Raw genomic sequence first — 11,827 nt, 5'->3', positions numbered from 1 at the left:
ACTGTTCAGGTTGATGGTTCACCGGTGGGAAGGGACCGGGCCATGCCACGGCCTGTCCGAAAGGACGACCACGATCCACTCGGTCTCCTTCCCACCTCAACCATACACCAGAACCAACACACAGGATTCTCGGGTCAAGCCCAGGGTCAAGCCCGAGAATGACGAACGCGCTGCTTTACCGCGCCAGATCCGCCACCACCGCATCGAGCACGATCATGCCGGCGGTCGTGGCGCGCAGCCTTGCATTGCCGACCGGCGCCACCAGCCCTTCCTCCTGCAGCACCGAGAGCCGCGCGCTGGAAAGGCCGCGCCCCGAGAGCGCCTCGTAGCGCTGCAGGTCGATGCCTTCGGCGAGCCGCAAGCCCATCAGCAGGAACTCGTCGGCCTCTTCCGCGCGGGTCAGGATCTCGCCGCCGGTGACGCCGTGACCCTTGGCCTCGACCAGATTGACCCAGGTCTCCGGCATCCTTTCCGCTATAGTCACCGTGCGGCGGCCGTTCTCGACGAAGCGGCCATGCGCGCCCGGGCCGACGCCGACATATTCGCCATAGCGCCAATAGGTGAGGTTGTGCCGGCTTTCGGCGCCCGGCCGGGCGTGGTTGGAAATCTCATAGGCCGGCAGCCCATGCCCCGCCGTCACCTCCTGCGTCAGCGCGTAGAGGTCGGCGGCATGGTCGTTGTCAGGCAGCGTGAATTTCTTTGCCGCGTAGAGCGCATGGAAGGGTGTGCCCTCCTCGATGGTCAGCTGATAGAGCGACAGATGGTCGACTGCATAGCCGATCGCCTGCTCCAGCTCCGCGCCCCACGCCTCCGGCGTCTGGCCGGGCCGGGCATAGATCAGGTCGAAGGAGAGACGGGGAAATATGTCCCGCGCCAGCCCGATGGCGTGCAGTGCCTCCTCGACGTTGTGCAGCCGGCCGAGGAAGCGCAGGTCCTTGTCGTTCAGCGCCTGCACGCCGAGCGAGACGCGGTTGACGCCCGCGGCGCGATAGCCGCGAAAGCGCTCGGCCTCGACCGAGGACGGGTTGGCCTCCAGCGTCACCTCGATGCCGTCAGGCACCGTCCAGTTCTTCGCCACCGCCTCCAGCACCGCGCCCACCGTTTCCGGCTTCATCAGCGACGGCGTGCCGCCGCCGAGGAAGATGCTGGTCACCTCGCGCGGCCCGGTGCGGGCGCGCATGGTCGCAAGCTCCGTCTCGAAGGCGCGCGCAAAGCGCTCCTGGTCGACCGGCTGGTGGCGGACATGGCTGTTGAAGTCGCAGTAAGGGCACTTGGCCGCGCAGAACGGCCAGTGGATGTAGACGCCGAAGCCGGGGCTGCGGTCGAGCGGTATGGTCACTGCGCTCATGCGGGTCCTGATCGCGCCAGATCCAACCTGGCCAAATCCAGTCGCGCTTCGGCGAATTTCTGGAAGGCGCGGGCGCGGTGCGAAAGCGCCGTCGCCTGGCCGGGCTTCCAGCCATGCTTTTCTTCCGCGCTCATCTCGCCAAAAGTCTTGTCGAAACCGTTGGGCAGAAACACCGGATCGTAGCCGAAGCCGAGCGTGCCGCGCGGCGGCCATACCAGCGTGCCCTCGGCCTCGCCCCGGTAATATTCAGCCTCGCCGTCCGGGAAGGCGAGGCAGATGACGGCGACGAAGCGGCCGGTGCGCTGTGAGGGCTTGGTCGCGCCGGCCTCCTGCAGCGCGGTCTCCGTCTTCTGCATGGCCATGCCGAAATCGCGGGTGCCATCCGGCTTCTCGGCCCAGTTGGCGGTGTAGACGCCTGGTGCGCCGCCGAGAGCGTCGACGCACAGCCCCGAGTCGTCCGACAGCGCGGGCAGGCCGGTCGCCTTGGCCGCGGCATATGCCTTGATGTAGGCGTTTTCCTCGAAGGTGGTGCCGGTCTCGTCCGGCTCGGGCAGGCCGTATGCCTTGGCCGACTTCGCCTCGAAGCCGAACGGCGCCATCAGGTCGGCAAATTCGCGCAGCTTGCCAGCATTGTGGCTGGCGACGACGATCTTCTTTCCATTCAAAGAATGCATCAGAAACCCCAGATTCTAGGCTCGGCGAACTCGATCGAATTGCCCGAAGGGTCGCGGATATAGATCGAGTGCCCGCCTTGCGGCCATTCGAAGTCGCTTTCGATGGCGATGTTGTTCGCGGCGAGATGCTTGCGCCATGCGGCGATCTCTTCGGCCGTAGCCGCAAAGCAGAGATGCCCCTCGCCGGCCGTGCCATGCGGCGGCACTTTCAGCCGGGCGTCAGGCGCCGGAGGGATTTTGGTCGCCTCGGCGTTGAAGAGAAGCAATACGCCGTCACCGCAACGGAAGAAGACATGGCGCCCCTCGACCTTGCCCAGTGGCTCGAGGCCGATGATGTGGCGGTAGAAGGTTTCGGCGGCAGCCAAATTGGTGACGTAGAGAGCTGATTCCAAAATTGCAGAGGGTATCACGAGGCCCCCCTCTCTGCCCTGCCGGGCATCTCCCCCTCAAGGGGGGAGATTGGCAGCTTTGTCGTAGGCACCCATTCTGCAACGCCGGTGATTGGCGAAAGCCGCGGCGAAATCCAATCTCCCCCCTTGAGGGGGAGATGGCCGGCAGGCCAGAGAGGGGGGCCTAGGCTCGGCATTGGAAACCCTACGCCACCGCCATCTGCTGCAGGCTCACCAGCCGCGAAATGCCCTTCTTGGCCAGTCCCATCAGCGCCGCGAACTGCTCCTCGGAGAAAGGCTCGCCTTCGGCCGTGCCCTGGATCTCGACGATGCCGCCCTTGCCGGTCATGACGAAATTGGCGTCGGTGCCGGCTGAGGAATCCTCGAGATAATCGAGGTCGATGACCGGCTGGCCGTCATGGATGCCGCAGGAGATCGCCGCGACATGGTCCTTGAGCACCTTGGCGACGCTGACCATCTGGCGCGCTTCCATCCAGCGCAGGCAGTCGTAGAGCGCCACCCAGCCGCCGGTGATCGAGGCGGTGCGGGTGCCGCCATCGGCCTGGATCACGTCGCAGTCGACGGTGATCTGCTGTTCGCCCAGCGCCTGCAGGTCGACCACGGCGCGCAAGCTCCGGCCGATCAGCCGCTGGATCTCCAGCGTGCGGCCGCCCTGCTTGCCGGCGGAGGCCTCGCGCCGCATGCGCTCACCGGTCGAGCGCGGCAGCATGCCGTATTCGGCCGTCACCCAGCCCTTGCCGGAATTGCGCATCCAGGCCGGCACTTTTTCCTCGAGGCTCGCGGTGCACAGGACATGCGTGTCGCCGAACTTCACCAGGCACGAGCCTTCGGCATGCTTGGACACGCCGCGCTCGAAGGAGATGGCGCGCATTTCGTCGGCTTGGCGTTTGGAGGGGCGCATCGAGGCTCTTTCTGTTCTTTCCCGGATTCGTTGGCGGCTTGTAGACGCATGCAGTCTCTCGCGCAAAGGAAAAGGGGGCGCGAGCCAGGGCGGGTTGCGCGAGCCGACCGGGAGTCTATATCTTTCCGGTAGGAGGTTTCTCGCCGGAATGAACAGACCAGTCGATCCGACGTCGCAGTCACCCGGGCTTCAGTCGCCGGTACTTCAGTCACTCGACATGCGCTCGCGCGATATTTTCCGGCGGATTGTCGATTCCTATCTGCGCGACGGCGAGCCGGTCGGCTCGCGCAGCCTGTCGCGCATCCTGCCCTCCTCGCTGTCGCCGGCCACCATCCGCAACGTGATGAGCGACCTCGAGCATCTCGGCCTGATCTATGCGCCGCATGTTTCCGCCGGGCGGCTCCCGACCCAGACGGGCCTGCGCTTCTTTGTCGACGCCTTCATGGAGCTCGGCGACCTTTCAGACGACGAGCGCCGCATCATCGAGGCGCAGGTGCGCGCCTCGGGCTCCGGCGCAACGCTGGAGCATATGCTGACCGAGGCCAGCCAGATGCTGTCCGGCATGTCGCGCGGCGCCGGCCTCGTGCTCGCCTCCAAGAACGAGGTGGCGCTGAAGCACATCGAATTCATCCAGCTCGAGCCGACCAAGGCGCTGGCCGTGCTGGTGTCGCAGAACGGCGATGTCGAGAACCGCGTCGTCGACCTGCCCGTCGGCACCACCGTGTCGCAACTGCACGAGGCGTCCAATTTCCTCAACGCCCATATCCGGGGCCGCACGCTTGCCGAGGCGCGCGCCGAGATCGCCCGCATCAAGGATGAGACCAAATCCGCTCTCGACACGCTGTCGCAGGATCTTGTCGAGAAGGGGCTGGCGGTCTGGGCCGGCGCCGAAAGCGGCCTGCCGGCGCGTCTCATCGTGCGCGGCCGTGCCAACCTGCTGGAAAATGTCACCGCCCAGGCCGATCTCGAACTGCTGCGCCATCTGTTCGAGGATCTGGAGACGCAGGACGGGCTGCTGCAGCTGCTCGACCTAGCCGAGGAAGGGCCGGGCGTGCGCATCTTCATCGGCTCGGAGAACAAGCTGTTTTCGCTGTCCGGCTCGTCGCTGGTCGTCGCCCCCTATCGCGACAAGGATGCCCGCGTCATCGGCGCGCTTGGCGTCATCGGTCCGACGCGGCTGAATTACGCCCGCATCGTGCCGATGGTCGATTATACCGCACAACTGATTTCGCGCATGCTGCGTTAGGTGTATCGATATTCAGGTGATGTCGGCCTGACCGGAATCTCGACACACCTAAAGTCGCTGCGGAGGAAAAAATGGCTCTGGAATCAATCAAGGCCCAGATCGACCTCCTGCTTCAGGAAATGATCAACCAGCCCGAGGACGACCACGAGATCCAGGAGCAGCTGCGCGAGAAATTGCGGGAGCTCCGCGCCATGGGCCTGCCCTTGCCGGCCGATCTCGTCGAGCTGGAAAAGCGCCTCGACGACGACCTGGATACCGAAGAGATCTAAGCTCCGGCGCTCCGTCAAATCCGCGTGCGCAAGCTTCTCTTTTCGGTCGTTTGCCCAATATGTCCTGCTCGGAGCGCCTGACCGAGCGAGGCGCATGGCAGACGACGAAGAACAGCATGATACGGATCGCCGGCCTTGCGGGCATTGCCTTGATTCTCGCCACCGGTGCCTTTGCGCAGCAGGCCCCCTTGCTCAGCGGCGAAAAGGCCTTCGGCGACTGGAAGGCCGACCGTCCGGGCGTGCGCCGGCTGCTGAAGCCGCAGGATCAGCCGAAACCGAATGTGGCGGAGTCCGCCGCCAATGGCGGCGGCGTCACCGATCGCCCGGAGGGCGCGAAGCCACAGCTTCCGCCGGGCTTTTCCGCCGAGCTGGTCGCATCGGGTATCGACAGTCCACGCGCGGTCCGCGTGGCGCCGAACGGCGACCTCTTCGTCGCCGACAGCCGGGCAAACCAGGTCCGCGTCTATCGCCTGGCTGAGGGCAGCGCGAAGCCCGCCGAGACCTCGATCTTCGCCAAGGGCCTGACGCGACCCTACGGCATCGCCTTCTATCCGCCGGGCGACAAGCCGCAATGGGTCTATGTGGCCAACAGCGACAGCGTCGTGCGCTTTCCCTATCGCGACGGCGACCTCGAAGCGTCCGGTGAGCCGGAAACTATTGTCGCCAAGGTTCCCGCCAGCCACCACTGGACGCGTGACATCGCCTTCGCGCCCGACGGCAAGACGCTCTATCTGTCGGTCGGCTCCGGCTCCAACATCGCCGAGGATATGGGAGCGAAGCCGAAGGGTGGTGTCGAGGCGTGGGCGAAATCGCAGCCGCTGGGCGAGGCCTGGGGCCCGGAGGAAGACCGCGCCGATGTGCTCGCCTTCGACCCCGATGGCAGCAACCGCAGGACCGTCGCCACCGGCCTGCGCAACTGCTCCGGCATGACCGTGCAGCCGGCGACAGGCGCGCTCTGGTGCGTCGTCAACGAGCGCGACGAGCTTGGCGACAATGTCCCCTTCGAATACGCGACCGCGGTGAAGGATGGCGCGTTCTATGGCTGGCCCTGGTATTACATCGGCGACAACGAGGACCCGCGCCACAAGGGCGCGCGCCCAGACCTCGCTGGCAAGGTCACGCTGCCCGACGTGCTGATCCAGGCGCATTCGGCGCCGCTCAACATCGCCTTCTATAGTGGCGGCAACTTCCCGGCTGACGGTTTTCCTGCTGAATATAGGGGCGACGCCTTCGTCACCCTGCACGGCTCGTGGAACCGCAATGTTCGCACCGGCTACAAGGTGGTGCGGCTACGGTTCCAGGACGGCAAGCCGACCGGCGAATATGACGACTTCGCCACCGGCTTCGTCATATCCGACGACGCGGTCTGGGGCCGGCCGGTCGGCGTCGCTGTCGCCAAGGACGGCGCGCTGATCCTCACCGAGGACGGCAACGGTACGATCTGGCGTGTGACGTATGGCGGGTAAGCGGTGGTCGGGCGTTCGACCGTGCGTCGAGGGGCCCCCTCACCCGGATTGCCAACCGAATTGCGAAGGGCAATTCGGGGCAATCCGACCTCTCCCCAAGGGGAGAGGAGCAGGCGAGCGTCGGCGCCAACCTCTTCTCTCCTCGGGGAGAAGGTGGCCGCGAAGCGGCCGGATGAGGGGGCTGGCGCAAACGAATCTGCCCCATAGCGAATTCATTCCCGATCCGTTTCGTGCGACAAGTGCGTCCCTATCTCGGGACCGCAACCATGACACTCACCGGATTCCTCGCTTACAGCGCAGCCCTCGGCGTCGCCGCCGCCATTCCGGGCCCCGGCGTCACGGCGCTGGTCGCCCGCGCGCTCGGCTCCGGCTTCCGCTCCTCGCTTGCCATGTCGTTCGGCCTGATGCTCGGCGACCTAACCTATCTCACCGCCGTCGTGCTTGGGCTGGCCTTCGTCGCCCAGACCTTCGGCATGGTCTTCCTCGCTATCAAATGGGCCGGCGTCGCCTATCTCGCCTTCCTTGCCTGGCGCTTCTGGACCAGCGGTATCACGCCCGAGACCGTCGAGGCGCACAAGGCCCGGGGCGGGCTGCTGTCGAGCTTCATCGCCGGGCTGACGGTGACGCTGGGCAATCCCAAGACGATGATCTTCTATCTCGCCATCACGCCGACCATCGTCGATCTGAAGACGATCACGCTCGCCAACTACGCCATTTTGGCGATGCTCACCGTGGTCGTGCTGTTCGTGGTGCTGGTGCCTTATCTGGCGCTGGCCGCCAAGGCGCGCTGGTTCCTGAAATCGCCACGCGCGTTGAAGGTGCTCAACCGCACCGCCGCCGGCTTCATGATGGGCGCGGCGGCCGCCATCGCGGCCCGCCAATAAGGTGCATTGATATTCAGGTGAGGCCGGCCTGCGAAGGACGACTTCCTGCGCTTCCGGTGCTCACGTACTTCAAGTACGCTCCGCTCCGGTTCTCGGACCCCGCCCTTCTCGGCTCGGCCTGACCTGAATTCTCAACACGCCTTGGTGCGTGACCGTTCCGATTTCAGCCAAACCATTCCTGAAACCCACTGCAGCGGAAAATGCATTTCCGCTGCGGCGCGCTTTTCAGCAACCGCCCCACTCGGATATTTTCGGTGGCCGGCCTATCTTGCGCGGCTGAAAGCCCTATTCTGTTTTGCCTATGCCATTGCCCTGGGAGCGAACCAAATGAACAAGCCCGTCACCTCCGCGCGCGTGCCCGGCCGCGGCCGCGTCTTCAATTCGATCACGGAGACGATTGGCGACACGCCGCTGGTCAGGCTGGACAAGTTCGCCAGGGAGAAGGGCATCGTCGCCAACCTGATGGCCAAGCTCGAATTCTTCAACCCGATCGCTTCGGTCAAGGACCGCATCGGCGTCGCCATGATCGAGGCGCTGGAGGAAGCCGGCAAGATTGCGCCCGGCAAGACCACGCTGATCGAGCCGACCTCCGGCAACACCGGCATCGCGCTCGCCTTCGCCGCCGCCGCCAAGGGCTACAAGCTGATCCTCACCATGCCGGAGACGATGTCGGTCGAGCGCCGCAAGATGCTGGCGCTGCTCGGCGCCGAGCTGGTGCTGACCGAGGGGCCGAAAGGCATGAAGGGCGCCATCGCCAAGGCCGACGAGCTCGCCGCCACGCTGCCCAACGCCATCATCCCGCAGCAATTCGAGAACCCGGCCAATCCCGAGATCCACCGCCGCACCACGGCCGAGGAGATCTGGAACGACACCAATGGCGAGGTCGATATCTTCGTCGCCGGCATCGGCACCGGCGGCACCATCACGGGCGTCGGCCAGGTGCTGAAGAAGCGCAAGCCCTCGGTGCATATCGTGGCGGTCGAGCCGGAGGCCTCCCCGGTTCTGTCCGGCGGCCAGCCCGGCCCGCACAAGATCCAGGGCATCGGCGCGGGCTTCGCGCCGAAGATCCTGGATACGTCCGTCTATGACGAGATCGTCAGGGTGTCGAACGAGGATTCGGTCGCCAATGCACGCCTGGTCGCGCGCCTCGAAGGCGTGCCGGTCGGCATCTCGTCGGGCGCGGCGTTGCAGGCGGCCATCGTCGTCGGCTCGCGGCCGGACAACAAGGGCAAGAACCTCGTCGTCGTCATCCCCTCCTTCGCCGAGCGCTATCTCTCGACCATCCTGTTCGACGGGCTGGGGGCGTAGGGCGCCCTTCGTCATCATCGGGCTTGACCGACCCGAGGATCATGCTGTGGCGTCTGTACGCGCGCCGGCAGCGGCGGCTTCGTCGTCGAGGCGCACTTGGCATGGCCGGCTCGGCAGACCGCATGCCTTGGAGATTGCCTGAAGCCTTCCAACTTCGTCATCCACGGGCGGAGCAAGGAGCGAAGCGACGCGCGCAGACCCGAGGATCCATTCCGTGACTTCGACGCGCCGCATCGGTGCAGAATTCTGCTCCGCTGCATCCTACGATCGAGGTCACGGCATGGATCCCAGGGTCTCCGCGACGCCGCTTCGCGGCTGCTTCGCCCAGGGATGACGAAGTTGAGAGGCTTCCGCCAATCCCCAGCGTTTGCGCCGATCCCCCGGAAAGGGTGATGACTCCTGCTCACCGATCAAACCGACATTAACCCCCCACAAGCTTCGCCTTCTCGCCCTGGAGGAAACGCCGCAGCGCCGGGTCGCGCTCGAGGCCGATCGCCTGGTCGTAGGCCTGCGCCGCCTGCTTCGTATTGCCAAGCCTGGCCAGCAGCCCGGCGCGCGCGGCCCAATAGGGCTGGTAGTCCTGCAGCCGCTTGTCGTCGCCCAGCACATAGAGCGCCGCCAGCCCGGCTGTTGCACCCTCGGTTTCGGCGATCGCTATCGCGCGGTTGATCGCCACCACCGGTGAACCGGCTACGGAAAGCAGCGCGTCGTAAAGCTGGCGGATCGCCGCCCAGTCCGTGCCGCTGCCGCGCCGGCGCGCCGTGTGGGCGGACTGCACGGCGGCCTCGAGCTGGTAGCGGCCGATGATGCCCCTTTGCGCGGCGCCCGCCAGCAAGGCCTCCGCCTCGTCGATCAGGCTGTCGTCCCAGAGCGCGATATCCTGTTCGGCCAAAGGCACGAAGTCTCCATCCGGGCCGCGCCGTGCCGAGCGGCGCGCCTCGGCGAACAGCATCAGCGCCAGCAGTCCCAGCGCCTCCGGCTCGTCCGGCATCAGCGAGGCGACCAGCCGTCCAAGCCAGATTCCTTCGCCGGCGAGGTTGCGCCGGCGGCTGTCGGTGCCGGTCGGATCCGACCAGCCTTCGGCGAAGGTGGCGTAGATCGCTTCCAGCACGGCGCCCAGCCGCTCGCCGAGCTCCGCCTTCTCCGGCACGCGAAAAGGAATCCCGGTCTCGCGGATGCGCGCCTTGGCCCGCACCAGCCGCTGCCCCATCGTCGCCGGCGAGACCAGGAAGGCAGAGGCGATGGTCGCGGCGTCGAAGCCGAGGATCGTCTGCAGGATCAGCGGCGCGCGCACGCTGGCCTCGATCGCCGGATGGGCGCAGGCGAACATCAGCCGCAGCCGGTCGTCGGGCAGCTCCTCGCCGCTCATGCGCGCCTCCATCTCCTCGGCAATCAGCTGCAGATGATCGCGCGCCGCCTCGCCGGTCAGCCGCCGCCGCACGGCGTCGACGTCGCGCCGGCGCGCCACCGCGAGCAGCCAGGCTTCCGGCTGCGCCGGCACGCCGGTTCGAGGCCAGCGCTCCAGCGCGGCGGCGAAGGCATCGGCCAGCGCGTCCTCGGCGCCGGCGACGTCGCGCGTGCGCGCCGCCAGCCAGGCGACCAGCTTGCCGTAGCTGCTCCGGGCGGCCGCTTCCGCCGCCGCCCGCGCGATCTCCGAGCGATCATCCATCGCGGCTCACTCCGCGGCGGCGACGTACTCTGCCATTTCCCAGATCGGCCGCACCTCGACCGTGCCGGTGGCGGACGCGGGACAGCGCGCGCCCCATTCGATGGCCGTGTCGATGTCGGCCGCCTCGATCATGTAGAAGCCGGCCAATTGCTCCTTGGTGTCGGCATAGGGGCCGTCGAGCACATTGGTCTTGCCGCCGGTGAGCCGCACCGAGGTGGCCGCCTGGGTCGGGCGCAGCCGCTCGCCGGCGATATACGCCCCGGATTTCTTCAGCGCTTCGGTGTAGGCGCCATAGGCCGCGAGCACCTGGTGGGTCTGCTCCTTTGGAGCATTCGCCATCGCGGCTTCGTCATTGTAGATCAAAAGCATGTATCGCATGGTCTTCTCCCGTTTCTTGAAGGCCGCGTCGTTGCGTGCCGACCTATGTCGTGCGGCATCGACCGATTTCGACAGGCGCCGGAAAAATCTTTCGTCCCCAAAGCAGCAGAGCGCAAGTCGGCGCTTTTTCGCCGCCACTCAACCGTTCGTCCAGATCATGATCCCAAAAAGTGGCCCCGGTTTTTTGGAAAGGATCATGGTCAAACAGAATGCGTTGAATTGCGGGTTGGCATTTGGCTCCTCCCGTCTAAACTCACGAGTCTCGCGCCGGGGAGGCGACGCGACCGTTTCAGGAGGAGAAACCTATGCTCGATTTCAGGACGAAATTTGTTGCCGCCGGCGCCTTGGCGCTGTCGCTCGGTCTCGGCGCCGTATCGGCCGGGGCGCAGGAGTTCATCAATGTGCTCACCGGCGGCACGTCGGGCGTCTATTATCCGCTCGGCGTCGCGCTGTCCGAAATCTACGGCAAGGGCATAGAGGGCTCACGCACGCAGGTTCAGGCGACCAAGGCTTCGGTCGAGAACCTGAACCTCCTGCAGCAGGGCAAGGGCGAGATCGCCTTCGCGCTCGGCGATTCCGTCAAGATGGCCGCCGAGGGCAACACCGAAGCCGGCTTCCCGGGCAAGCTCGACAAGTTGCGCGGCATTGCCGCGATCTATCCCAATTATATCCAGATCGTCGCCAGCCAGGACTCCGGCATCAAGACGCTCGCCGACCTCAAGGGCAAGAGCCTGTCGGTGGGCGCGCCCGCCTCCGGCACCGAGCTCAACGCGCGCGCCATCTTCGCCGCCGCCGGTCTCAAATACGAGGATCTCGGACGCGTCGAATACCTGCCCTTCGCCGAATCGGTCGAGCTGATCAAGAACCGCCAGCTCGACGCCACCTTGCAGTCGGCCGGCCTCGGCGTCGCCTCCATCCGCGATCTCGCAACTTCCGTGCCGATCAACGTCGTCGCCGTGCCGGCCGAGGACGTCGCCAAGATCGGGGCGCCTTATCTTTCCGTGGTCATCCCGAAAGGCACCTATGAAGGCCAGGCGGAAGATGTCCCGACCGCCGCGGTGGGCAACTTCCTGATCACCCGCGCCGACGTTCCCGACGACACCGCGTACCAGATGACCAAGCTCTTGTTCGAGCATCTCGACCAGCTCACCGCCGCTCATGCCGCCGCCAAGGCGATCGACCCGGCCAAGGCGCTGGACGGCATGCCCGTGGCGCTGCATCCCGGCGCGGAGCGCTACTACAAGGAAAAGGGCCTGCTGAAATAGGCCCTCACC

12 protein-coding genes are annotated in these 11,827 nt (G+C 66.0%); 6 read left to right on the top strand and 6 right to left on the bottom strand.

Translation table 11 applies throughout. The annotated features are described in order from the left end of the window. Nucleotides 1–175 precede the first annotated feature (175 nt). The 4 genes from hemW to rph form a co-directional block, all read right to left on the bottom strand. The gene (hemW, locus tag EOA28_RS10560) at nucleotides 176–1,348 is read right to left on the bottom strand and encodes a radical SAM family heme chaperone HemW (protein ID WP_189342000.1); all 1,173 of its coding nucleotides are present in this window, start codon (nucleotides 1,346–1,348) and stop codon (nucleotides 176–178) included. After that, entirely contained in the window at nucleotides 1,345–2,022 is a 678-nt protein-coding gene (rdgB, locus tag EOA28_RS10555; RefSeq protein WP_127252702.1) for an RdgB/HAM1 family non-canonical purine NTP pyrophosphatase, read from the bottom strand. The genes hemW and rdgB overlap by 4 nt, the downstream gene beginning before the upstream one ends. Further along, nucleotides 2,022–2,432, bottom strand: a complete 411-nt coding sequence (locus tag EOA28_RS10550) for a VOC family protein (protein ID WP_128314878.1) — start codon at nucleotides 2,430–2,432, stop codon at nucleotides 2,022–2,024. The genes rdgB and EOA28_RS10550 overlap by 1 nt, the downstream gene beginning before the upstream one ends. Before the next feature lie 184 nt (nucleotides 2,433–2,616). Then, nucleotides 2,617–3,333: a ribonuclease PH gene (rph, locus tag EOA28_RS10540; RefSeq protein ID WP_027169620.1), complete on the bottom strand. Its 717-nt coding sequence runs from the start codon at nucleotides 3,331–3,333 to the stop codon at nucleotides 2,617–2,619. A gap of 148 nt (nucleotides 3,334–3,481) precedes the next feature. Between rph and hrcA the strand changes: the two genes are divergently transcribed. From hrcA to cysK, 5 genes are all read left to right on the top strand, one after another. Then, on the top strand, nucleotides 3,482–4,579 hold the full coding sequence (hrcA, locus tag EOA28_RS10535) for a heat-inducible transcriptional repressor HrcA (protein WP_126080304.1): 1,098 nt from the start codon (nucleotides 3,482–3,484) through the stop codon (nucleotides 4,577–4,579). A gap of 71 nt (nucleotides 4,580–4,650) precedes the next feature. Beyond that, a complete protein-coding gene (locus tag EOA28_RS10530; RefSeq protein ID WP_127252700.1) occupies nucleotides 4,651–4,848 on the top strand; it encodes a hypothetical protein in 198 nt (65 codons plus the stop codon). Between the two features lie 116 nt (nucleotides 4,849–4,964). Then, nucleotides 4,965–6,314, top strand: a complete 1,350-nt coding sequence (locus EOA28_RS10525) for a sorbosone dehydrogenase family protein (RefSeq protein ID WP_128314877.1) — start codon at nucleotides 4,965–4,967, stop codon at nucleotides 6,312–6,314. Nucleotides 6,315–6,580: 266 nt separating this feature from the next. Continuing rightward, the gene (locus EOA28_RS10520; protein WP_127252698.1) at nucleotides 6,581–7,198 is read left to right on the top strand and encodes a LysE family translocator; all 618 of its coding nucleotides are present in this window, start codon (nucleotides 6,581–6,583) and stop codon (nucleotides 7,196–7,198) included. Between the two features lie 327 nt (nucleotides 7,199–7,525). Next, nucleotides 7,526–8,506, top strand: coding sequence for a cysteine synthase A (cysK, locus tag EOA28_RS10515; protein WP_127252697.1), 981 nt, complete (start codon nucleotides 7,526–7,528; stop codon nucleotides 8,504–8,506). A 421-nt stretch (nucleotides 8,507–8,927) separates the two neighbouring features. Here cysK and EOA28_RS10510 read toward each other — a convergent pair whose 3' ends face one another. Next, a complete protein-coding gene (locus tag EOA28_RS10510; protein WP_127252696.1) occupies nucleotides 8,928–10,175 on the bottom strand; it encodes an RNA polymerase sigma factor in 1,248 nt (415 codons plus the stop codon). 6 nt (nucleotides 10,176–10,181) lie between these two features. Continuing rightward, the gene (locus tag EOA28_RS10505) at nucleotides 10,182–10,553 is read right to left on the bottom strand and encodes a YciI family protein (RefSeq protein WP_126080298.1); all 372 of its coding nucleotides are present in this window, start codon (nucleotides 10,551–10,553) and stop codon (nucleotides 10,182–10,184) included. Nucleotides 10,554–10,858: 305 nt separating this feature from the next. Between EOA28_RS10505 and EOA28_RS10500 the strand changes: the two genes are divergently transcribed. Further along, a complete protein-coding gene (locus EOA28_RS10500; RefSeq protein WP_127252695.1) occupies nucleotides 10,859–11,818 on the top strand; it encodes a TAXI family TRAP transporter solute-binding subunit in 960 nt (319 codons plus the stop codon). The last annotated feature ends 9 nt before the right edge of the window (nucleotides 11,819–11,827 follow it).

Origin of the sequence: Mesorhizobium sp. M2A.F.Ca.ET.067.02.1.1 (assembly GCF_004023285.1) — a bacterium.
Classification (GTDB): Bacteria; Pseudomonadota; Alphaproteobacteria; order Rhizobiales; family Rhizobiaceae; genus Mesorhizobium.
This window is presented reverse-complemented; position numbering and strand designations above follow the sequence as displayed.

What these genes read in the sequence shown, in the direction of transcription:
- EOA28_RS10510 (WP_127252696.1), bottom strand. Translation starts at nt 10,175, where the DNA reads ATGGATGATCGCTCGGAGATCGCGCGGGCGGCGGCGGAAGCGGCCGCC.
- rdgB (WP_127252702.1), bottom strand. Translation starts at nt 2,022, where the DNA reads ATGCATTCTTTGAATGGAAAGAAGATCGTCGTCGCCAGCCACAATGCT.
- EOA28_RS10530 (WP_127252700.1), top strand. Translation starts at nt 4,651, where the DNA reads ATGGCTCTGGAATCAATCAAGGCCCAGATCGACCTCCTGCTTCAGGAA.
- hemW (WP_189342000.1), bottom strand. Translation starts at nt 1,348, where the DNA reads ATGAGCGCAGTGACCATACCGCTCGACCGCAGCCCCGGCTTCGGCGTC.
- EOA28_RS10520 (WP_127252698.1), top strand. Translation starts at nt 6,581, where the DNA reads ATGACACTCACCGGATTCCTCGCTTACAGCGCAGCCCTCGGCGTCGCC.
- EOA28_RS10525 (WP_128314877.1), top strand. Translation starts at nt 4,965, where the DNA reads ATGATACGGATCGCCGGCCTTGCGGGCATTGCCTTGATTCTCGCCACC.
- cysK (WP_127252697.1), top strand. Translation starts at nt 7,526, where the DNA reads ATGAACAAGCCCGTCACCTCCGCGCGCGTGCCCGGCCGCGGCCGCGTC.
- EOA28_RS10500 (WP_127252695.1), top strand. Translation starts at nt 10,859, where the DNA reads ATGCTCGATTTCAGGACGAAATTTGTTGCCGCCGGCGCCTTGGCGCTG.
- EOA28_RS10505 (WP_126080298.1), bottom strand. Translation starts at nt 10,553, where the DNA reads ATGCGATACATGCTTTTGATCTACAATGACGAAGCCGCGATGGCGAAT.
- hrcA (WP_126080304.1), top strand. Translation starts at nt 3,482, where the DNA reads ATGAACAGACCAGTCGATCCGACGTCGCAGTCACCCGGGCTTCAGTCG.
- rph (WP_027169620.1), bottom strand. Translation starts at nt 3,333, where the DNA reads ATGCGCCCCTCCAAACGCCAAGCCGACGAAATGCGCGCCATCTCCTTC.